Here is a 21,721-nt window from a genome sequence, read left to right on the forward strand (position 1 = left end):
GCAGGGGGCATCATACTGCTCGTGCATCGTTCCAGCATCCGCGCCCGTCACTTCACCGGTCTGCCCTTCAGTAATTTTCGTACCCACAGTCGATTTGGATTCAGCGCGGCCAGCGTGGCGGCATCCAGCGGCAGCGGTTCATCACTCATCTGCGCAGCCAGAGTTTCCGCAGCCAGTGGGGCGCTGCACAGCCCGCGCGACCCAAGCGCACCCAGCATAAACAGATCGGGATAGACCGGCGCGAGCGGCGCGTCGCTCGGCTGCTCGCAGAGATCGGCATACGCGCTCAGCGTGGCGTCATAGTCCGGCACGCCGCCCAGCATCGGAAGATGATCCCGGGTAGCGCAGCGCACGCCGCAACGGGCGTCACTTCCGCTGACATCCACCTCCTGCGTCCAGTCGGCCTGCGGCAGGCAGTCAATCAGCCGCTGGCGATTGTGCTGCTGATCCGCTTCGCTGTATGTCATTTCCCGCTGGCCGCGATGGTAGCTGGCCCCGATGCAGTGCTGCTGGCTGACAGGGTTCGCCGGCGTCAGATAGCCGTCGTAGCACAGCACCTGGCGCAGGGCGGACAGCCCCGGTGTGGTGGGAATATGGCTTACCTGGCCGCCCACCGCGTACACCGGCAGCTCACGGGTCTGGGCGAAGTCGCCGATCTGGTGCCCGTTCGCCAGTACCACCACCTGATGCGTGGCCTGGCTGCCGTCAGCAAACTGAAGTTGCCACTGGTCTGCCGCGCGCTGAAGCGCCGTGACCTTACGGCCATAGTGCACTTTCATGCCCTGTTCTCTGGCCAGCGCCAGCGCTGCGGCAGTAAGCTGCGCCGGACACAGCCAGCCGCCGAGCGGGTAGCTGATGCCGCCGCAGCCGGTGGCTACGCCGCAGGCCTCATGCACCGCATCGGCGCTAACCGCATGGGCGATCGCCTCAGGCAGGTCGAGGCGCAGCATCTGCGCAATTTTGTGCTGCGACTTCTCGTCCCAGCCGAGCTGAGTCACACCGCACCAGTCGTGGTCGAAATCGAGCGGCAGGGCATCATACAGGCGGCGGGCAAAGGTGAAGGCCGCCGGAAAGAACGCCGCCAGCGCCGGATCGTGCTGGCTCAGCAGCGGGTACAGCGCCCCCTGGCGGTTGCCGGAGGCACCCTGCGCCGGAGCGTCATCTTCGCACCACAGCGTGACCTGAAAACCGCGTCGCAGCAGGGCCAGGGCCAGCATCGCACTGGCCACGCCGCCGCCAATCAGCGCCACTTCACGACCCTGCGCCGGGCCGCGGGCGTACCAGGGGGTACACGGCCTGGCCGGTGAGGCTGGCTGCTTCCGGCCTACCAGCATCTCGCGCTTGCGGCCAAACCCCTTGCGTTTTTGCATGTCGAACCCGGCATCCTGCAGCCCGCGACGCACAAAGCCAGCGGAGGTGAAGGTCGCCAGCGTGGCGTCCGGGCGGGCCAGACGCGCCAGGGCAGCGAACAGGCCGGGGGTCCACATGTCCGGGTTTTTGGACGGGGCAAATCCGTCGAGGAACCAGGCATCCACTTTCCCGTTAAGGGTCTCGTCCAGCTCATCGGTCAGCCCGTTGATATCGCCAAACCACAGATCGAGGGTCACGCGGCCGCCGTCAAGCAGCAGACGATGGCAGCCGCGGAAGGGCAGGGGCCACTGCGCCTGCAGCTCGGCGGCAAAGGGAGCCAGCTCCGGCCAGTGGGCGTGTGCCCGGGTTAGATCGTCGCGGGTGAGGGGAAATTTTTCAAAACTGATGAAGTGTAATCTTTGTAAGGTAGCCTGCGGTTGCGCGCGCGCGAAGGCAGCGAAGGCCTGCCAGAGCGTCAGGAAGTTAAGCCCGGTGCCAAAGCCGCTTTCGCCCACCACCAGCAACTGGCGCTCATGGCTGGCGAAGCGCTGAGGCAGGCCGTTGCCGTCGAGAAAAACGTAACGCGTTTCTTCGAGTCCATTATCATTAGAAAAGTAAACATCGTCGAAATCTCGGGAAACAGGTGTACCCTCATCATTGAAGTGCAGGCGGGCAGGCTGAATGGCGTTTTCTTTCACGGAAGTTCTCGTCTGGCAGGCAGTGGAGCGATGTTAGCGATGTGAGCCGCCAGGCGCAAATTTACCAGCAAATCGGCTGATCGGACTTGTTCGGCGTACAAGTGTACGCTATCTTGCGTCTCGAATCCTAAAACAGAGCTATTACAGAGGTATTGAATGAAACGTGCAGTGATTACTGGCCTGGGCATCGTTTCCAGCATCGGTAACAACCAGCAGGAAGTCCTGGCATCTCTGCGTGAAGGGCGTTCAGGGATTACTTTCTCTCAGGAATTCAAAGATTCCGGAATGCGCAGTCACGTCTGGGGTAACGTTAAACTGGATACCACTGGCCTTATCGATCGCAAAATCGTGCGTTTCATGAGTGATGCATCTGTCTATGCTTTTCTCTCTATGGAACAGGCGGTTGCTGATTCCGGCCTGACGGAAGAGCAATACCAGAACAATCCGCGCGTCGGCCTGATTGCTGGCTCCGGCGGCGGCTCCCCGAAATATCAGGTGTTCGGCGCTGACGCGATGCGTAGCCCGCGCGGTCTGAAAGCGGTTGGCCCTTACGTGGTAACCAAATCAATGGCATCCGGCGTCTCCGCGTGCCTCGCGACCCCGTTCAAAATTCACGGTGTGAACTACTCCATCAGCTCCGCCTGTGCCACCTCCGCGCACTGTATTGGTAACGCGGTTGAGCAGATCCAGCTCGGCAAACAGGACATCGTCTTTGCCGGCGGCGGCGAAGAGCTGTGCTGGGAAATGGCGTGTGAATTCGACGCGATGGGCGCGCTGTCGACCAAATACAACGAAAACCCGGACCTGGCCTCCCGTACCTATGATGCCAACCGCGATGGTTTCGTTATCGCTGGCGGCGGCGGTATGGTTGTGGTTGAAGAGCTGGAGCACGCGCTGGCACGTGGCGCGCACATCTACGCTGAGATCGTCGGCTACGGCGCGACCTCCGACGGCGCGGACATGGTAGCTCCGTCTGGCGAAGGCGCAGTGCGCTGCATGAAGATGGCGATGCACGGCCTGGATACCCCGATCGACTACCTGAACACCCACGGCACCTCTACGCCGGTGGGCGATGTGAAAGAGCTGGGTGCAATTCGCGAAGTCTTCGGTGACAACACCCCGTCTATCTCCGCTACCAAAGCTATGACCGGTCACTCTCTGGGTGCGGCGGGCGTGCAGGAAGCGATTTACAGCCTGCTGATGCTTGAGCACAGCTTCGTGGCGCCGAGCATCAACATCGACGAGCTGGACGAGCAGGCGAACGGCATGAACATCGTCACCAAACCGACCGAGCAGGCACTCACTACCGTGATGTCCAACAGCTTCGGCTTCGGTGGTACCAACGCCACGCTGATAATGCGTAAATACAACGCGTAAGCCGCTAAGCAATAAAAAAGGAGCCAACTGGCTCCTTTTTTTATGGGCGCGGCGCAACGTCAGATCAGCATCCAGAACAGGATCATCACCACCAGCAGGGCGAGCAGCGCGATGCCGGGGCGAGCGGTCAGGGTTTTGATCGGCGTAATAAACGGCGCGATAAAAGGGTTGTAGATTGGCTGCACGTTGCGCGCTTCAAGGAAATCAGGTGCGCGTTCGGCGCGGCGCAGGAAGACCTGGTTGAGAATGTCCTGCACCTGGGCGGTAGTCAGAATGTTCTGCGGCGTCACCTGCCAGCGCTGCTGCGCATAGTCGGTCATCTCACGCCACTCCTGCGGCTCCAGCGGCTGTTTGAGCGCGGCCTGCACGCTGTGCAGCGTCGGCGCGGCCTGGTTCGCCAGCGTCTGGCGCGCCTGCAGCCAGGTGTTAAGCAGCGCAAAGTGCCGGGCCGGGATCAGTTCACCGCTTTTCACCCCGGAGAGTTCCAGCATCGACTGCCAGATCAGCTTCCCGGATTCGCCGGTCGCCGCCGCGAGTTTTGTCACCGCCTGGTTGAGGGTGTTGTGCTCCACCGGCAGCAGCGGACGATCGGTCTGCGGGCGCTGCTGCGGCTGCGGGATGGCGATCTGACCCTCTTTCAGCACCGTCAGCACGGTTTTGAGCTGCTCTGGCGTAAGCTGGCTCAGCGCGGTCTGGCCGAACTGCTGGCGGATAAAGTCGCTCACCGCCTGGCGGTTATTGCCCTGGCCCAGCAACTCGGTGAGCTGCTGCAGCACCTGACGGGTGGCGTGGCTGTCCTGGGCCGTGCTGAGCTTCTGGCTGAGGCTCTGTTCGGCCGCAGGGAAGTGGCGCGACAGCAGCTGCGTTTCGCTCTGCAACCCGAGGTCGTGGCGCAGGGTAGCCCAGACTTCAGCGCTTTGCTGATGCGTCAGCGCCACCAGGCGCGTAATGAGCCGCTCCAGCACGGTGCGCTGATGGCTGGAAAGCGGTTGCTCTCCGGCAGTGGTCTGCGGGGAAGGGGGGTCGCCGGGAGGGCGAGCCTGAGCCCCCTGAATGGGTTGCATCATCAATAGTCCTTAAATCTGCCACGAGGTAGCGCCACACTGGGCCAGTTGAGCAAGTATGCCTGGCGGCGAGATTATGGCACACTTACGCCCTGGCCCAACAGCCCCGATGGGCAGGCTTTGCAAAGGTTATTTCCCGCACTCAGACAGGTACCGTATCGTGAAAATCCTCGTTGATGAAAATATGCCTTACGCCCGTGAACTCTTCAGTCGTCTCGGCGACGTGAAGGCCGTGCCGGGCCGCCCGATCCCGGAGCAGGAGCTGAACGACGCCGACGCACTGATGGTGCGCTCGGTGACGAAAGTTAACGCCCAACTGCTGGACGGGAAACCGGTACGTTTTGTCGGTACTGCAACGGCGGGCACCGATCATGTGGATGACGCCTGGCTTGCGCAGGCGGGGATTGGCTTTTCCGCAGCACCAGGCTGCAATGCCATTGCCGTGGTGGAGTATGTCTTTTCCGCACTGCTGCTGCTCGCCGAGCGCGACGGCTTTACCCTGACCGACCGCACGGTGGGCATCGTCGGTGTCGGCAACGTTGGCTCACGGCTGCAGGCGCGTCTTGAGGCGCTCGGCGTGCGCACGCTGCTGTGCGATCCGCCGCGTGCCGATCGCGGCGACGACGGCGATTTCCTGCCGCTGGAAGCCCTGGTACGCGATGCGGATATTCTGACTTTTCATACGCCGCTGTTCAAAGACGGTCCTTATAAAACCCATCATCTCGCCGATGAGGCACTGATCCGCAGCCTGAAGCCCGGCGCTATCCTGATTAACGCCTGTCGCGGGCCGGTGGTGGATAACGCCGCGCTGCTTGCTCGTCTGGACGCGGGGCAGCGCCTCAGCGTGGTGCTGGACGTCTGGGAGCCGGAGCCGGATCTCAATCTGGCGCTGCTGGCGCGGGTCGATATCGGCACTGCCCATATCGCCGGCTATACCCTGGAAGGCAAGGCGCGTGGCACCACGCAGGTGTTTGAAGCATTCAGCGAGTTTATCGGTCAACGGCAGCAGGTGGCGCTCGATACCCTGTTGCCCGCACCGGCGTTTGGTCGCCTGACGCTGCACGGTCCGCTCGATCAGGCTACGCTGAAAAGCCTGGTGCATCTGGTGTATGATGTGCGCCGCGACGATGCGCCGTTGCGCGCGGTCGCCGGGCAGGCGGGTGAGTTCGACAAGCTGCGCAAACATTATCAGGAGCGTCGCGAGTGGTCATCGCTCTATATTCAGTGTGATGATGCCGACGCCGCTGCGCTGCTGGCGAAGCTTGGTTTTAACGCCGTTCATCACCCGGCCCGCTAATACGATTCTCACGTTCCTCGCAGCAGGCGGGGAACGCTTTTTTATTGTCTGGAGTAAACCACATGTCTGAAGGCTGGAATATCGCCATCCTGGGCGCCACGGGAGCCGTGGGTGAAGCCTTGCTTGAACTGTTAGAAGAACGCCAGTTCCCGGTTGGTGAGATTTATCCCCTGGCACGCAGCGAAAGCGCCGGGCAGACCCTGCGCTACGCCGGCAAAAGCATCCGCGTTGAGGATGTCGCCGCCTTTGACTGGACGCAGGCCCAGCTCGCTTTCTTTGTCGCGGGTGCCGAAGCCTCCGCGGCCTGGTGTGATGAGGCGACCAATGCGGGCTGCCTGGTCATCGACAGCAGCGGCCTGTTTGCGCTGGAGCCGGACGTGCCGCTGGTAGTGCCGGATGTGAACCCGTTCGTGCTGGCCGACTACCGCAACCGCAACCTGGTGGCGGTCGCCAACAGCCTGACCAGCCAGCTGCTGGAAGCGCTGAAACCGCTGATCGACGCGGGCGGTTTGTCGCGTATTCAGGTCACCAGCCTGCTGGCCGCCTCACGCCACGGCAAAGCGGCGGTAGATGCCCTCGCCGGGCAGAGCGCGCGTCTGCTCAACGGTATTCCGGTGGACGAAGACGACTTCTTTGGCCGTCAGCTGGCGTTCAACCTGCTGCCGCTGCTGCCGGACGCCCAGGGCGTGGTGGCGGAAGAGCGCATTATCATTGATGAAGTGCGTAAGATCCTGCAGGACGAAGGCGTGATGATCTCCGCCAGCTGCGTGCAGTCACCGGTGTTCTACGGTCATGCCCAGATGGTGAGCTTCGAAGCGATGCGCCCGCTGGCCGCAGAAGAGGCGCGCGATGCGCTGGGTCTGGCGGAAGACATTGCGCTGTCAGAAGAGAACGCCTTCCCGACGCAGGTGGCGGATGCCTCCGGCAACGCTCAGCTCTCCATTGGCTGCGTGCGTAACGATTACGGTATGCCGGAGCAGATCCAGTTCTGGTCGGTAGCAGATAACGTGCGCTACGGCGGCGCGCTGATGGCAATTAAAACCGCAGAGAAGCTCCTGCAGGAGTATCTCTACTGATGTCTGAGTTGCACGATAAACCGCGCCGTAAGATCGCGCTGGGCATTGAGTACGACGGCAGCAAGTACTACGGCTGGCAGCGCCAGAATGAAGTGCGCAGCGTGCAGGAGAAGCTGGAGAAAGCGCTGTCCCAGGTGGCGAATGAGCCGATTAGCGTTTTCTGCGCCGGGCGCACCGATGCCGGCGTGCATGCTACCGGCCAGGTGGTGCATTTCGAAACCAGCGTTGAGCGTAAAGACGCGGCCTGGACGCTGGGTGTAAATGCGAATTTACCTGGAGACATCGCGGTACGCTGGGTCAAAGATGTGCCGGATGATTTTCATGCGCGGTTTAGCGCAACGGCGCGTCGCTATCGCTACATTATCTACAACCAGCGGCTGCGCCCGGCGGTTTTACAGCAAGGAGTTACCCACTTCTATCATCCTCTCGATGAGAAGCGGATGCACCGGGCGGCACAGAGCCTGATCGGCGAGAACGATTTCACCTCGTTTCGCGCCGTACAGTGCCAGTCCCGTACTCCCTGGCGTAACGTGATGCATATCAACGTCGCGCGCTACGGGGCGTATGTAGTGATAGATATCAAGGCGAATGCCTTTGTTCATCACATGGTGCGTAATATTACGGGCAGCCTGATGGAAGTGGGCTGTGGTAACCAGCCAGAGAGCTGGATTGCACAACTGCTGGCGGCAAAGGACAGAACGCTTGCGGCAGCGACGGCGAAAGCGGAAGGGCTGTATCTGGTAGCAGTTGACTATCCGGCGCAGTTTGACCTGCCGCACCCGCCGATGGGCCCACTTTTTTTAGCTGACTGAATGCAGTCTGGGAAACCGGAATATTATGGATGTTATTCTTTTCATTGTTGATTTTATTCTGCATATCGACGTTCACCTTGCTGAACTGGTGGCGGAGTACGGCGTCTGGGTATATGCCATTCTGTTTTTGATTCTGTTCTGTGAAACGGGGCTGGTGGTAACACCTTTTCTGCCGGGAGATTCACTGCTGTTTGTCGCCGGTGCGCTGGCGTCGCTGCCGGGCAACGATCTGAACGTGCATCTGATGGTGCTGCTGATGATCATTGCGGCGATCCTTGGCGATGCCGTCAACTACACCATCGGACGACTGTTCGGCGATAAGCTGTTCAGCAATCCGGACTCGAAAATCTTCCGTCGCAGCTATCTGGATAAAACCCACGCGTTTTACGCCCGTCACGGCGGCAAAACCATCATCCTGGCGCGTTTCGTGCCGATCGTACGCACCTTTGCGCCGTTCGTCGCCGGCATGGGTAAAATGTCCTATCGTCACTTCGCCGCCTACAATGTGATCGGCGCGCTGGTGTGGGTGCTGCTGTTTACCTACGCCGGTTTCTTCTTCGGGACGCTGCCGTTTGTGCAGGAGAACCTGAAGCTGCTGATCGTGGCCATCATTATCGTGTCGATCCTGCCGGGCGTGGTGGAAGTTATTCGCCATAAACGTGCAGCGGCGCGGCAGGGGCGCTAAGGTTAAGCTTCCGGCCCGGTGGAATATCACCCTCCGGGCCGGTACGATAACCGGAAATATGCGCAGCTAAGCGCGGTTCGACCACTTTTTTATCCCAAGTCGTCGGCCATTATGTTTTAATGTGCACCATTTATTTGGTTGCCCGGGGGGATTTGCATTCCGCGCCCCACGGTCAAAACTGGCATCTGTACCCGCGCCGGCATGTACTGTAGTGCTATGGCAGTACGGTTCGGGTATCCCAGGTTCAGGCAGAAAGGTCATCAATGAGCTGGATTGAACGAATTCTCAATAAGAGCAATATCACCCCCACCCGCAAGGCAAGCATCCCTGAAGGGGTGTGGACCAAGTGCGACAGCTGCGGCCAGGTACTTTACCGTGCCGAGCTGGAGCGTAACCTTGGCGTCTGCCCGAAGTGCGACCACCACATGCGTATGTCGGCGCGCGATCGCCTGCACAGCCTGTTAGATGAAGGCACGTTAGTGGAGTTGGGTAGCGAACTTGAGCCGAAAGATGTTCTGAAGTTCAAAGACTCCAAAAAATACAAAGACCGCATGGCGACCGCGCAGAAAGAGACCGGTGAGAAAGACGCGCTGGTGGTGATGAAAGGCACCCTGCACGATATGCCGGTTGTGGCGGCAGCCTTTGAGTTTGCCTTCATGGGCGGCTCGATGGGTTCCGTGGTGGGCGCGCGTTTCGTGCGTGCGGTTGAGCAGGCGCTGGAAGACAACTGCCCGCTGATCTGCTTCTCCGCCTCCGGTGGCGCGCGTATGCAGGAAGCGCTGATGTCGCTGATGCAGATGGCGAAAACCTCTGCGGCGCTGGCAAAAATGCAGGAGCGCGGTCTGCCGTACATTTCCGTGCTGACCGACCCGACCATGGGCGGCGTATCGGCAAGCTTCGCGATGCTCGGCGATCTCAACATCGCTGAACCGAAAGCGCTGATCGGCTTTGCCGGTCCACGCGTTATCGAGCAGACGGTACGTGAAAAACTGCCGGCTGGGTTCCAGCGCAGTGAGTTCCTGATCGAAAAAGGCGCTATCGATATGATCGTGCGTCGTCCGGAGCTGCGCCTGAAGCTGGCCAGCATCCTGGCGAAAATGATGAATCTTCCCGCCCCAAATCCTGACAAGCCGCGCGAGAGCATCGTCGTTCCGCCTGCGCCGCAGCAGGACGAGATCGAGTAACTGAAAGGCAGGGCCAGTCTGGCCCTGCCTTTTTGCCTTTCAAGCACGTAAAAAGACACGGGTATGATGGACAAAGACGTAATTCCCAACGCCACGTCGCCCCTGGCCACGTGGCTTTCTTATCTGGAAAATCTGCACGCGAAAACCATCGACATGGGGCTTGAGCGTGTCAGCCGCGTCGCTGCGACGCTCAACGTGGCAAAACCGGCCCCGTTCGTATTTACCGTCGCCGGCACCAACGGCAAAGGCACCACCTGCCGCCTGCTTGAAGCGATGCTGATTGCTGCAGGCTATCGCGTCGGCGTGTACAGCTCGCCGCACCTGGTGCGCTATACCGAGCGGGTACGCATCCAGGGCGCGGAGCTGAGTGAAGCAGACCATACCGCCTCCTTTGCGCAGATCGAAGCCGCACGCGGTGAAACTTCGCTCTCCTATTTTGAGTACGGCACTCTGTCGGCGCTGTGGCTGTTTAAGCAGGCTCGGGTGGACGTCGCTATCCTTGAAGTGGGGCTGGGCGGGCGTCTGGATGCCACCAACCTGGTGGACGCCGACGTGGCGGTGGTGACCAGCATCGCACTGGATCACATCGACTGGCTGGGTCCGGATCGCGAGAGCATCGGTCGTGAAAAGGCGGGAGTGTTCCGTGCCGGTAAGCCTGCGGTGGTGGGCGAGCCGGATATGCCGCGCAGCATCGCTGATGTCGCCGCAGAGAAGGGCGCGCTGTTGCTGCAGCGAGATAAGCAGTGGCGCTATGAGGTGCAAACCGACGGCTGGCGTTTCAGCGACGCTCAGGGCGAGCTGACGGCGCTGCCGCTGCCGTTAGTGCCACAGCCTAACGCCGCTACGGCGCTTGCCGCGCTGCGTGCCAGCGGGCTTGCGGTGAGCGAGGCGGTTATTCGCGAGGCGCTGGCTTCTGCGACGTTGCCGGGCCGTTTCCAGATTGTTCAGGACGCGCCGCAGGTGATCCTCGACGTTGCCCATAATCCCCATGCTGCCGCTTATCTGGCGCAGCGCCTGGCACAGCAGCCGAAAAACGGACGCACGCTGGCGGTGATCGGCATGCTGCATGATAAGGACATTGCCGGTACGCTGGCCTGTCTGGAGCCGGTAGTCGATAGCTGGTATTGTGCCCCTCTGGACGGGCCGCGGGGCGCGAAGGCTGAAGAGCTGATTGCCCATCTGGGCGCAGGCGAGCCGTTCGCAAGCGTGCCGCAGGCGTGGCTGCGTGCGATGTCTGAGGCAACGCCACAGGACACCGTGCTGGTGTGCGGCTCGTTTCACACGGTCGCGCAGGTAATGGAAGAAATCGAAGCGGGGAGAACCGGTGGCAAGTAAGTTTCAGAACCGTTTAGTCGGCACCATTGTGCTGGTCGCGCTCGGGGTGATCCTGCTTCCGGGCATGCTCGACGGGCAGAAAAAACACTATCAGGATGAGTTCGCCGCAATCCCGCTGGTGCCGAAGCCCGGGGATAACGACGAGCCGGACATGCTGCCGGCAGCCACCCAGGCGCTGCCCGCGCAGCCGCCGGAGGGTGCCGCAGAAGAGGTGAGGGCGGGCAATGCCGCTGCACCGTCGCTGGACGGGACGCAGATGGTCGCCGATAACGGCACGGGTATTGACGAGGCCCCGGTGCCGGCCGCGAAGCCGAAACCGACTCAGGTCAAGCCGAAGCCGCAGGAAGCCGCGAAACCGAAGCCGGTTGAAAAACCGCAGCCGCAGCGCGACACCACCGGGGAGCAGCTGGCGATGGCTAACGAGTCCCCTGACGTGGCCGAGCAAAAACCGATCCCGGCACCGACCGGCAAGGCGTATGTGGTTCAGCTGGGTGCATTAAAAAATGCCGACAAAGTGAATGAAATTGTTGGTAAACTTCGCGCCAACGGGTACCGCGTTTACACCTCGCCATCCACGCCGGTACCGGGCAAAATCACCCGTATTCTGGTCGGGCCGGACGCGTCACGCGATAAGCTGAAAGGCTCGCTGGGCGAGCTGAATCAGCTCTCCGGCCTGAACGGTGTGGTCATGGGGTATAGCGCCAACTGATGCCGGATTGCTGCGGTTCGCCGCAGCGAAACGGGACAAAAAAGCAGCTAACTCCGCGATGGCGTTGAATGTTTTTTCAACGCCTTTTTTATTTCTGTAGGGCACGGAAATCCCTACGCAAACGTTTTCTTTTTCTGTTAGAATGCGCCCCGAACTGGACGACAGGGCGTAACATCGTGGGACACTTATGGTCTGGATTGATTACGCCATTATCGCAATCGTTGGTTTTTCCGCTCTGGTTAGCCTGATTCGCGGCTTTGTTCGTGAAGCGTTATCGCTGGTGACATGGGGATGTGCTTTCTTTGTTGCCAGTCATTACTACACTTACCTGTCTGTCTGGTTTACGGGCTTTGAAGACGAACTGGTACGTAATGGGATTGCCATCGCGGTGCTGTTTATCGCGACGCTTATCGTCGGCGCTGTCGTTAACTACGTGTTAGGCGCGCTGGTGGAAAAAACCGGCCTGTCGGGTACAGACCGGGTGTTAGGGATCTGCTTTGGTGCACTGCGCGGGGTGTTAATCGTCGCTGCCATTCTGTTCTTCCTTGATACCTTCACCGGCATGTCGAAAGGCGAAGACTGGCAGAAGTCAGTGTTAATCCCACACTTCAGCGTCATCATCGGGTGGTTCTTCGACTACCTGAAAGGCTCGTCAAGTTTTTTGCCCAGGGCGTAAGCCCTGTGATGTGGCTTAACGAGGAATAAGACGTATGTGCGGTATTGTCGGTATCGCCGGTGTCATGCCGGTCAACCAGTCGATTTATGACGCGTTAACGGTGCTTCAGCACCGTGGGCAGGATGCCGCAGGCATCATCACCATTGATGCAAACAACTGCTTCCGTCTGCGTAAAGCAAACGGTCTGGTGAGCGATGTATTTGAAGCACGCCATATGCAGCGTATGCAGGGCAACATGGGTATCGGCCACGTGCGCTACCCTACCGCCGGCAGCTCAAGCGCATCCGAAGCGCAACCTTTCTACGTTAACTCTCCTTACGGCATTACCCTTGCTCACAATGGTAACCTGACCAACGCGCACGAACTGCGCAACAAGCTGTTTGAAGAGAAGCGTCGCCACATCAACACCACTTCAGATTCTGAAATCCTGCTCAACGTGTTCGCCAGCGAGCTGGATAACTTCCGCCACTACCCGCTTGAGGCGGATAACATTTTTGCCGCCATCGCGGCGACTAACCGCCTGATCCGCGGTGCCTATGCCTGTGTGGCGATGATTATCGGCCACGGCATGGTCGCCTTCCGCGACCCGAACGGTATTCGCCCGCTGGTACTGGGCAAACGCGACGTGGGCGATGGTCGCACCGAGTATATGGTGGCCTCTGAGAGCGTGGCGCTGGATACCCTGGGCTTCGAATTCCTGCGCGACGTGGCGCCGGGCGAAGCGGTTTACATCACCGAGAAGGGCCAGCTGTTCACGCGCCAGTGCGCGGACAACCCGGTGAGCAACCCGTGCCTGTTCGAATACGTCTACTTCTCGCGTCCGGACTCTTTCATCGACAAAATTTCCGTCTACAGCGCGCGCGTCGGCATGGGGCAGAAGCTTGGCGAGAAGATCGCCCGCGAATGGGAAGATCTGGATATCGACGTGGTGATCCCGATCCCGGAGACCTCCTGCGATATCGCGCTGGAGATCGCGCGCATTCTCGATAAGCCATACCGTCAGGGGTTCGTGAAGAACCGCTACGTTGGCCGTACCTTTATCATGCCGGGCCAGCAGCTGCGCCGTAAGTCAGTGCGCCGCAAGCTCAACGCTAACCGCGCCGAGTTCCGCGACAAGAACGTGCTGCTGGTGGATGACTCCATCGTGCGCGGCACCACCTCGGAGCAGATTATCGAGATGGCGCGTGAAGCCGGGGCGAAGAAGGTCTATCTGGCCTCTGCGGCACCGGAAATCCGCTTCCCCAACGTCTACGGTATCGATATGCCGACCGCCAACGAGCTGATTGCCCACGGCCGTGAAGTGGACGAGATCCGCCAGATCATCGGTGCTGACGGGCTTATCTTCCAGGACCTGGACGACCTGATTGATGCGGTACGTGCGGAAAATCCGGATATTCAGCAGTTTGAATGCTCGGTATTTAACGGCGTGTACGTGACCAAAGACGTCGATCAGCAGTATCTCGACTATCTCGACTCCCTGCGCAACGACGACACCAAAGCGCTGGTGCGCCAGAACGAAGTCGAAAACCTCGAAATGCATAACGAAGGCTAACGCCTTTTGCCTTCCCTCTCGCGGGGGAAGGCCGTTTTCCTCCCGGCAACCGTGGGTTGCAACTCCCTGCGTATTACGGCAAAGTCAGCGCCAGATGCTTTTATTCAGGCGACAGATATGAAACGACTCATTGTTGGGATCTCCGGCGCAAGCGGTGCCATTTACGGGGTGCGCCTGTTACAGGTGCTGCGCGACGTGGCGGGGGTGGAAACCCATCTGGTGATGAGCCAGGCGGCGCGTCAGACGCTGTCGCTGGAAACCGACTATTCGCTGCGCGACGTGCAGGCGCTGGCCGACGTGGTGCACGACACGCGCGACATTGCCGCCAGCATCTCCTCCGGCTCGTTCAAAACCGCCGGCATGATTATCCTGCCCTGTTCGATTAAAACCCTTTCCGGGATTGTGCACAGCTATACCGACAGCCTGGTAACCCGCGCGGCTGACGTGGTGCTGAAAGAGCGCCGTCCGCTGGTGCTGGCCGTGCGCGAAACGCCGCTGCATCTGGGCCATCTGCGGCTGATGACCCAGGCCGCCGAGCTGGGTGCCATCATTATGCCGCCGGTACCGGCGTTCTATCATCGTCCGCAAAGCCTCGACGATGTGATTAACCAGACCGTGAATCGCGTGCTGGACCAGTTTGATATTGAGCTGCCCGCCGATCTGTTCACCCGCTGGCAGGGTGCCTGAAGCACGCTTTTAGTGCAAAGCGAGGCGCGGTGCCTCATTTTGGCGCAAATCTGCAAGCGCGATCATATCCTGCAAAATTAACTTCCTCCTGAGCCTCTTCTCCCTCCGGCAACCGCCGGAAGGGTGCTATCTTTCATTGCTGAGCGTGATTGCAACCTTTCGTTAACATTTGCCACCCCCTCGTGCGTTCCGCGAAAAGTGGCACAAGAAGTGCAACACCTTCGGGCAACACACAACATTCGATAATAAAAATCTCATCACTTGAGGGTTATGTATGAACAAGAAGGCTCTTGCTCTGTCACTGCTGCTCGGGCTGTCTGTCAGCGCCAGCACCTTTGCAGCACTTCCGCAGACCGTTCGTATTGGTACGGATGCCACCTATGCGCCGTTTTCCTCTAAAGATGCCAAAGGCGAGTTCGTCGGCTTCGATATCGATCTCGGCAATGAGATGTGCAAACGCATGCAGGTGAAATGTACCTGGGTGGGTAGCGATTTCGACGCGCTGATCCCGTCTCTGAAAGCGAAGAAAATCGATGCGATTATCTCCTCGCTCTCCATCACCGAAAAACGCCAGCAGGAAATTGCCTTCTCTGAAAAGCTTTACGCAGCGGATTCGCGCCTTATCGCCGCCAAAGGCTCGCCGATCACCCCGGAGATTGACGTCCTGAAAGGCAAGCACGTCGGTGTGCTGCAGGGCTCAACCCAGGAGTCGTACGCTAACGCCAACTGGCGCAACAAGGGCGTGGACGTGGTGGCCTACCAGAACCAGGATCTGATTTACTCCGACCTGGCCGCCGGTCGCCTTGATGCCGCGTTCCAGGATGAAGTGGCTGCCAGCGAAGGTTTCCTCAAGCAGCCTGCCGGTAAAGAATTTGCCTTCGCGGGCCCGTCCGTGAAGGACAAGCAGTATTTTGGCGACGGCACTGGCATTGGCCTGCGTAAAGATGACGCCGAGCTGAAAGCCGCGTTCGATAAAGCGTTTGCTGAACTGCGTAAAGACGGCACCTACGACAAGTTCGCGAAGAAGTATTTCGACTTCAACGTCTACGGCGACTAAGCGCGCCTGCGCCACGCTGGTGCACGCATTGCACCAGCGTGGCGCATAACTGCATAGTTACGCACCAGAATTGTGAAGATGCGCGCATACCGCAGAATATTTTGCCCTGTCATGCATAAAATGGCACGATACCAGCACTTTTATCCTTATACGCTTTCCGTTTAAAAAAAGAGTCTGACGAGGATTTTTATGAAGAAGCTGGTTTTGTCTTTATCTCTGGCGCTGGCGTTCTCCAGCGTATCCACTGCATTCGCCGCGCTGCCGTCTACCGTACGTATCGGCACCGATCCGACTTATGCCCCGTTTGAATCGAAAAATGCCCAGGGTGAGCTGGTCGGTTTTGACATCGATCTGGCGAAAGAGCTATGCAAACGCATTCAGACCAAATGTACCTTCGTGGAGAACCCGCTGGACGCGCTGATCCCGTCGCTGAAAGCGAAGAAAATCGATGCCATCATGTCATCCCTGTCGATCACCGAAAAACGCCAGCAGGAAATCGCCTTTACCGACAAACTTTATGCCGCCGATTCGCGTCTGGTGGTAGCAAAAGGGTCGGCTATCGAGCCTTCACTGGAGAAGCTGCAGGGCAAACGCGTCGGCGTGCTGCAGGGCACCACGCAGGAAACCTACGGTAACGTCCACTGGGCACCGAAAGGCGTGGAGATTGTCTCCTATCAGGGGCAGGACAACATCTACGCCGACCTGACCGCCGGGCGTATCGACGCTGCGTTCCAGGACGAAGTGGCTGCCAGCGAAGGCTTCCTGAAACAGCCGATCGGTAAAGACTACCAGTTCGGCGGCCCGTCAATTAAAGATGAAAAGCTGTTTGGCGTCGGCACCGGTATGGGTCTGCGTAAAGAGGATAAGGAACTGCGCGAAGCGCTGAATAAAGCGTTTGCCGACATGCGCGCGGATGGAACCTACGAAAAACTGGCGAAAAAGTATTTTGATTTTGATGTGTACGGTGGCTAAACCCCACCTGTGAGCAAGGTGCGATCCCCGTCGCCGCGCGTCATGTGCGGCGGCGGACCACAAGACACCGCTCGCTGAATACCACTTATCACAGGACAGTCGCATGCTGCACGGGTTTTCTCAGGTCATATTTCAGGGCGCGTTGGTGACGCTTGAACTCGCCATCACCTCCGTCATCCTCTCCGTTTTCATCGGCCTGGCCGGTGCGGCGGCAAAACTTTCCCGCAACCGTCCGCTGGCGTTGCTGTTTGAAGCCTATACCACGTTGATCCGCGGCGTGCCGGATCTGGTGCTGATGCTGCTCATCTTTTACGGGCTGCAAATCGTGCTCAACAGCATCACCGAGGCCCTGGGGGTCGGACAGTTTGACATCGACCCGATGGTGGCGGGGATCATTACCCTCGGCTTTATCTACGGTGCCTACTTTACCGAAACCTTCCGCGGCGCCTTTATGGCGGTGCCGAAGGGGCATATCGAAGCCGCCACCGCGTTTGGCTTCACCAACGGGCAGACCTTCCGCCGCATTCTGTTCCCGGCGATGATGCGCTATGCGCTGCCCGGCATCGGCAACAACTGGCAGGTGATTCTCAAAGCTACGGCGCTGGTGTCGCTGCTGGGGCTGGAAGACGTGGTGAAAGCCACGCAGCTGGCCGGGAAAAGCACCTGGGAGCCGTTTTATTTTGCCATTGTCTGCGGGGTGATTTATCTGGTGTTTACTACCGTATCGAACGGCGTGCTGTGGCTGCTTGAGCGTCGCTACACCGTGGGCGTGAAGAGGGCAGAGCTGTGATCGAGATTATTCAGGAGTACTGGAAGTCCCTGCTCTGGACCGACGGCTATCGCTTTACCGGCGTGGCGATTACGCTGTGGCTGCTGATCGCCTCGGTGGTGATGGGCGGTATTCTGGCCGTGTTTCTCGCCATCGGCCGCGTCTCCAGCAATAAATTTATTCAGTTCCCGATCTGGCTGTTTACCTGGGTGTTTCGCGGCACGCCGCTCTATGTCCAGCTGCTGGTGTTCTACTCCGGGATGTACACGCTGGAGATCGTAAAAGGCACCGAGATGCTCAACGCCTTTTTCCGCAGCGGGCTGAACTGTACCGTGCTGGCGCTGACGCTCAATACCTGTGCCTATACCACCGAAATCTTTGCCGGTGCGATTCGCGCCGTGCCGCACGGCGAAATTGAAGCCGCGCGCGCCTACGGTTTCTCGCGCTTCAAAATGTACCGCTGCATTATTTTGCCGTCGGCTCTGCGCATCGCGCTGCCGGCCTACAGCAATGAAGTGATCCTGATGCTGCACTCCACGGCGCTGGCCTTCACCGCCACGGTGCCGGATCTGCTGAAGATCGCCCGGGATATTAACTCGGCGACCTATCAGCCGTTTACCGCCTTTGGCCTCGCTGCGGTGCTGTACCTGATTATCTCTTATGTCCTGATTAGCCTGTTCCGCAAAGCGGAGAAGCGCTGGCTGGGGCACGTTAAACCGACTTCCCCGTCGCACTGAGTGATTAACGCATGTCCGAGAATAAATTAAATGTTACCGATCTGCACAAGCGCTACGGCGAACATGAAGTGCTGAAAGGGGTGTCTTTAAAAGCGAACGCCGGGGATGTGATCAGCATTATCGGCTCGTCAGGCTCCGGAAAAAGCACCTTCCTGCGCTGTATTAACTTCCTCGAAAAACCGAGCGAAGGCACGATTGTGGTGAGCAACCAGAACATCACCTTAGTGCGCGACAAAGACGGCCAGCTTAAGGTGGCGGATAAAAACCAGCTGCGCCTGCTGCGCACCCGTCTGACGATGGTGTTTCAGCACTTCAATCTCTGGAGCCACATGACGGTGCTGGAGAACGTGATGGAAGCGCCGATTCAGGTGCTTGGCCTGAGCAAGGCGGATGCCCGCGAGCGGGCGCTGAAGTATCTGGCGAAGGTGGGCATCGACGAGCGCGCCCAGGGGAAATACCCGGTGCATCTCTCCGGCGGCCAGCAGCAGCGCGTCTCTATTGCCCGTGCGCTGGCGATGGAGCCGGAGGTGCTGCTGTTCGATGAGCCGACCTCGGCGCTCGACCCGGAACTGGTGGGGGAAGTGCTGCGCATTATGCAGCAGCTCGCCGAAGAGGGAAAAACCATGGTGGTGGTGACCCACGAGATGGAGTTCGCCCGTCACGTCTCCAGCCATGTTATTTTCCTGCACCAGGGAAAAATCGAGGAAGAGGGCGCGCCGGAAGCAGTATTCAACAACCCGCAAAGCCCGCGTCTGCAGCAGTTCTTAAAAGGCTCGCTGAAGTAAGTTAAGGCGACAATGCCACCCTTCACCCGGCCCTCTTATCAGGAGGGCGTGGGAAAGGGGGCTCAGATATGAGGCATCGCCGGATTAGCGCACCACATCCCGCAACGCCTCCTCCAGCTCAAACCAGCGAAACCCGAAACCGGCGGCTTCAAGGCGTTTGGGCAGGGCGCGCTGGCCGCCGAGCACCAATACCGAGGATTCTCCCATCATCAGCCGCACGGCGGTTGACGGCGCGCGCATAAATGCCGGGCGATGCAGGGCGTGGCCGAGGGCATGCGCGAACTGTTCGTTACGCACCGGATAAGGCGAAACCATGTTAAACGGCCCGCGCAAATCGTTATTCAGCAGCCACAGAATGCCGTTCACCATGTCATCCAGATGGATCCACGCCAGATACTGACGTCCTGAACCGATCGGGCCGCCAAGCCCCATGCGGAACAGCGGCACCAGTTTGCCCAGCATCCCGCCGTTGGGGGCCAGCACCGCGCCAGTGCGCAGCAGACAGACGCGGGTGGCCGGCGAGGAGGCACCCGCGGCGATCTGCTCCCAGCGGGAACAGAGCTTGTGGGTGAATTCGTTGTGCGGCGGCTCCTCTTCGGTCACCACCACTTCGCCGAGATCGCCGTAGTAACCCACGGCGGAGCCGGAAATAAACACCGAGGGCGGCTTGTCGCTGGCTTTGATGAGATCGACCAGTCGCTGGGTTATCTGCCAGCGGCTGTCGCACAGGCGCTGTTTTTGCGCCTCGGTCCAGCGTTTGTCGGCGATGGGTTCGCCCGCCAGATTAATCACCGCCTCCACCCCGTTGAGATCGGTACGGTCATTCAGACCGCGCCACAGGGTGATGCGGGGATCGAGTGCCTTTCGGGCGCGCTCGACATCACGCGTCACCACCGTCACCTGATGCCCCGTCTCAAGCAAACGCGACACCAGCGCGCGACCGATAAGGCCAGTACCGCCCGTCACCACAATGTTCATGCGTGCTCCCTGTTGTGCGTGTTCCGCTGTTATCAGCGTAGCGCATTCCCGCGCGGCCTTCACACTGGCAGGTGATTATTGCGGACGTCGCCAGCCCATCGTCATTGACACCGAATCGGCGTAGCGCAGGGCGTGGAGTTTGTCGATCTCCACATCGGCGCGGGTGACCCAGGCATGACCGCGGGCGATATCCAGCACGTCCTGGGTTAGCTTCTCCAGCAGGGCAAAACGGTTGTTTTCCACGTGCTGAATGATGTTCTTGGTGATGGTGCGGTAGTTGAGCGCATCGTTGATGTCTTCGCTCTGGCGCGCCTGGTCGGCCGGATAGTGGATAACCACGTTGATGACGATATCCTGACGATTGGCGATCTCTTCTTCTTTGATACCGATAAACGTACGCAGGCGCAGATTTTTAATACGAATGATGGCGTCTGGCTGGGCTGACATGGTGACAATCCTCTGTGTATAAATCGCGTCAATAATACACGAGGAAAATCAGTGCGCCCATGAGGGCGCAGCGCTTTAATTACGCCTGTAAGCCGGTGGGGAACGGGAATAGCTGAACAGGGCGATTTTTTGCAGGTGACACTGCCCAAGCTGCGTTATATTTTTCTTTCTCACCCCTGATTTTGCGAGGATTTATGAGTCAGCCTTCGATAACGCTGTGGTCAGATGCAAATTTCTTTAGCCCGTACGTGATGTCGGTATTTGTTGCCCTGACCGAAAAGGGGCTGAAGTTTTCGCTGGAAACCATCGACCTCAACACCGGACAGCATCAGCATGCTCGCTGGCCGGGTGCCGATCTGACGCGCCGCGTGCCGGTGCTTATTGTGGACGACTTTGCGCTGACCGAATCCTCGGCTATCACCGAATACCTTGAAGATCGCTTTGCGCCGCCAACCTGGGAGCGTATCTATCCGCATAATCCAGAAAACCGCGCCCGAGCGCGGCAGATTCAGGCGTGGCTGCGCAGCGATCTGGGACCAATCCGCGAAGAGCGTCCTACCGACGTGGTGTTTGGCGGGGTGAAAAAACCGGCGCTGAGTGCGGTGGGGGAGGCCCAGGCACAGCGGCTGATCGGCGCGGTGGAAACGCTGCTGCCCGAAGGCCAGCAGAATCTGTTCGGCGAATGGTGTATTGCAGATACCGATCTGGCACTGATGGTTAACCGACTGATCCTTAATGGTGATAAGGTGCCGGCGCGTCTGGTTGAGTACGCAACCTTTCAGTGGCAGCGCGCCTCGGTTCAGCAGTTTATTGACCTGAAAAGCCGGCTGGCAGTCTGAGTCAGGCAGCGCGCGCAGAGCAGTAAGGAGTCATGATGAAACTGATGTTTGCTTCAGATATCCACGGTTCGCTGGCGGCAACCGAGGCGGTGCTGACGCGATTTGAACAGAGCGGTGCACGCTGGCTGGTGCTGGTGGGCGATCTTCTCTACCACGGGCCACGTAATGCGCTGCCGGACAGCTACAATCCGGCGGCGGTGGCGGAGCGCCTGAATCAGGTCGCCAGCAGAGTAATTGCAGTACGCGGCAACTGCGACAGCGAAGTGGATCAGATGCTGCTGAACTTCCCGATTACGGCAGCCTGGCAACAGATTTTACTGGGCGAGCAGCGCCTGTTTCTGACCCACGGTCATCTTTACAATCCGGACAATTTACCGCCGCTGGAACCGGGCGATGTGTTTATTTCCGGCCATACTCATATTCCGGTGGCGGAGAAACGCGATGGGTTGTTTTTCTTCAATCCCGGTTCGGTGAGCATTCCTAAAGGCGGCTTTGCAGCCAGCTACGGGATGCTGGACGAGGGCGTTCTGAGCGTTCGCACACTGAAAGACGACGCGGTTATTGCACAGATACGCATTAGCCCTTAACGTAACGCAGTTAACCACTTATACGCCGCAAGAGCGCATTGAAAAAAG

Annotated in this window: 22 protein-coding genes; 18 read left to right on the forward strand and 4 right to left on the reverse strand. The window is 59.2% G+C overall.

Annotated features, from left to right (window positions below; genetic code table 11):
• Positions 1 to 47 precede the first annotated feature (47 nt).
• The gene (gene mnmC / locus ET34_RS0106535) at positions 48 to 2,048 is read right to left on the reverse strand and encodes a bifunctional tRNA (5-methylaminomethyl-2-thiouridine)(34)-methyltransferase MnmC2/FAD-dependent 5-carboxymethylaminomethyl-2-thiouridine(34) oxidoreductase MnmC1 (protein ID WP_031520513.1); all 2,001 of its coding nucleotides are present in this window, start codon (positions 2,046 to 2,048) and stop codon (positions 48 to 50) included.
• 156 nt (positions 2,049 to 2,204) lie between these two features.
• On the opposite strand from mnmC, the gene fabB reads away from it, so the two are divergent.
• Complete coding sequence (gene fabB, locus ET34_RS0106540; RefSeq protein ID WP_031520515.1) at positions 2,205 to 3,425, forward strand: beta-ketoacyl-ACP synthase I; 1,221 nt, start codon at positions 2,205 to 2,207, stop codon at positions 3,423 to 3,425.
• A 59-nt stretch (positions 3,426 to 3,484) separates the two neighbouring features.
• On the opposite strand, the gene flk is transcribed toward fabB, so the two are convergent.
• The gene (gene flk / locus ET34_RS0106545) at positions 3,485 to 4,489 is read right to left on the reverse strand and encodes a flagella biosynthesis regulator Flk (protein WP_031520516.1); all 1,005 of its coding nucleotides are present in this window, start codon (positions 4,487 to 4,489) and stop codon (positions 3,485 to 3,487) included.
• A 160-nt stretch (positions 4,490 to 4,649) separates the two neighbouring features.
• On the opposite strand from flk, the gene pdxB reads away from it, so the two are divergent.
• From pdxB to hisP, 15 genes are all read left to right on the forward strand, one after another.
• The gene (gene pdxB / locus ET34_RS0106550) at positions 4,650 to 5,786 is read left to right on the forward strand and encodes a 4-phosphoerythronate dehydrogenase PdxB (protein ID WP_031520518.1); all 1,137 of its coding nucleotides are present in this window, start codon (positions 4,650 to 4,652) and stop codon (positions 5,784 to 5,786) included.
• 62 nt (positions 5,787 to 5,848) lie between these two features.
• Positions 5,849 to 6,862, forward strand: a complete 1,014-nt coding sequence (locus ET34_RS0106555) for an aspartate-semialdehyde dehydrogenase (protein WP_031520519.1) — start codon at positions 5,849 to 5,851, stop codon at positions 6,860 to 6,862.
• Positions 6,862 to 7,674 carry a tRNA pseudouridine(38-40) synthase TruA gene (gene truA / locus ET34_RS0106560; protein WP_031520521.1) on the forward strand — a complete coding sequence of 271 codons (813 nt, stop codon included), beginning with the start codon at positions 6,862 to 6,864 and terminating at the stop codon, positions 7,672 to 7,674. Before ET34_RS0106555 ends, truA begins: the two co-directional genes overlap by 1 nt.
• Positions 7,675 to 7,699: 25 nt before the next feature.
• Positions 7,700 to 8,359, forward strand: coding sequence for a DedA family protein (locus tag ET34_RS0106565; protein ID WP_031520523.1), 660 nt, complete (start codon positions 7,700 to 7,702; stop codon positions 8,357 to 8,359).
• 263 nt (positions 8,360 to 8,622) lie between these two features.
• Entirely contained in the window at positions 8,623 to 9,543 is a 921-nt protein-coding gene (gene accD, locus ET34_RS0106570; protein WP_031520524.1) for an acetyl-CoA carboxylase, carboxyltransferase subunit beta, read from the forward strand.
• Positions 9,544 to 9,609: 66 nt separating this feature from the next.
• Positions 9,610 to 10,878: a bifunctional tetrahydrofolate synthase/dihydrofolate synthase gene (folC, locus tag ET34_RS0106575; protein WP_031520527.1), complete on the forward strand. Its 1,269-nt coding sequence runs from the start codon at positions 9,610 to 9,612 to the stop codon at positions 10,876 to 10,878.
• Positions 10,868 to 11,587 carry a cell division protein DedD gene (gene dedD / locus ET34_RS0106580; protein WP_031520529.1) on the forward strand — a complete coding sequence of 240 codons (720 nt, stop codon included), beginning with the start codon at positions 10,868 to 10,870 and terminating at the stop codon, positions 11,585 to 11,587. The genes folC and dedD overlap by 11 nt, the downstream gene beginning before the upstream one ends.
• A gap of 187 nt (positions 11,588 to 11,774) precedes the next feature.
• A complete protein-coding gene (gene cvpA / locus ET34_RS0106585) occupies positions 11,775 to 12,263 on the forward strand; it encodes a colicin V production protein (RefSeq protein WP_031520530.1) in 489 nt (162 codons plus the stop codon).
• A gap of 34 nt (positions 12,264 to 12,297) precedes the next feature.
• Positions 12,298 to 13,815 carry an amidophosphoribosyltransferase gene (purF, locus tag ET34_RS0106590; protein WP_031520532.1) on the forward strand — a complete coding sequence of 506 codons (1,518 nt, stop codon included), beginning with the start codon at positions 12,298 to 12,300 and terminating at the stop codon, positions 13,813 to 13,815.
• 117 nt (positions 13,816 to 13,932) lie between these two features.
• Positions 13,933 to 14,502: a UbiX family flavin prenyltransferase gene (locus ET34_RS0106595; RefSeq protein ID WP_031520534.1), complete on the forward strand. Its 570-nt coding sequence runs from the start codon at positions 13,933 to 13,935 to the stop codon at positions 14,500 to 14,502.
• A 274-nt stretch (positions 14,503 to 14,776) separates the two neighbouring features.
• A complete protein-coding gene (gene argT / locus ET34_RS0106600) occupies positions 14,777 to 15,559 on the forward strand; it encodes a lysine/arginine/ornithine ABC transporter substrate-binding protein ArgT (protein WP_031520536.1) in 783 nt (260 codons plus the stop codon).
• A gap of 189 nt (positions 15,560 to 15,748) precedes the next feature.
• The gene (gene hisJ, locus ET34_RS0106605) at positions 15,749 to 16,531 is read left to right on the forward strand and encodes a histidine ABC transporter substrate-binding protein HisJ (RefSeq protein WP_031520537.1); all 783 of its coding nucleotides are present in this window, start codon (positions 15,749 to 15,751) and stop codon (positions 16,529 to 16,531) included.
• Between the two features lie 103 nt (positions 16,532 to 16,634).
• On the forward strand, positions 16,635 to 17,321 hold the full coding sequence (locus tag ET34_RS0106610; protein ID WP_031520539.1) for a histidine ABC transporter permease HisQ: 687 nt from the start codon (positions 16,635 to 16,637) through the stop codon (positions 17,319 to 17,321).
• Positions 17,318 to 18,037: an ABC transporter permease gene (locus ET34_RS0106615; protein WP_031520541.1), complete on the forward strand. Its 720-nt coding sequence runs from the start codon at positions 17,318 to 17,320 to the stop codon at positions 18,035 to 18,037. The genes ET34_RS0106610 and ET34_RS0106615 overlap by 4 nt, the downstream gene beginning before the upstream one ends.
• A gap of 11 nt (positions 18,038 to 18,048) precedes the next feature.
• Positions 18,049 to 18,822, forward strand: coding sequence for a histidine ABC transporter ATP-binding protein HisP (hisP, locus tag ET34_RS0106620; RefSeq protein WP_031520543.1), 774 nt, complete (start codon positions 18,049 to 18,051; stop codon positions 18,820 to 18,822).
• Positions 18,823 to 18,906: 84 nt separating this feature from the next.
• Here hisP and ET34_RS0106625 read toward each other — a convergent pair whose 3' ends face one another.
• On the reverse strand, positions 18,907 to 19,800 hold the full coding sequence (locus tag ET34_RS0106625; protein WP_035890941.1) for a TIGR01777 family oxidoreductase: 894 nt from the start codon (positions 19,798 to 19,800) through the stop codon (positions 18,907 to 18,909).
• Positions 19,801 to 19,875: 75 nt separating this feature from the next.
• Positions 19,876 to 20,247, reverse strand: coding sequence for a dihydroneopterin triphosphate 2'-epimerase (folX, locus tag ET34_RS0106630; RefSeq protein ID WP_031520547.1), 372 nt, complete (start codon positions 20,245 to 20,247; stop codon positions 19,876 to 19,878).
• Between the two features lie 194 nt (positions 20,248 to 20,441).
• On the opposite strand from folX, the gene yfcF reads away from it, so the two are divergent.
• Positions 20,442 to 21,086, forward strand: coding sequence for a glutathione transferase (gene yfcF / locus ET34_RS0106635; protein ID WP_031520549.1), 645 nt, complete (start codon positions 20,442 to 20,444; stop codon positions 21,084 to 21,086).
• Between the two features lie 35 nt (positions 21,087 to 21,121).
• The gene (gene yfcE / locus ET34_RS0106640) at positions 21,122 to 21,673 is read left to right on the forward strand and encodes a phosphodiesterase (protein WP_031520550.1); all 552 of its coding nucleotides are present in this window, start codon (positions 21,122 to 21,124) and stop codon (positions 21,671 to 21,673) included.
• Positions 21,674 to 21,721 lie beyond the last annotated feature (48 nt).

Source organism: Siccibacter colletis, from assembly GCF_000696575.1.
GTDB lineage: Bacteria > Pseudomonadota > Gammaproteobacteria > Enterobacterales > Enterobacteriaceae > Siccibacter > Siccibacter colletis.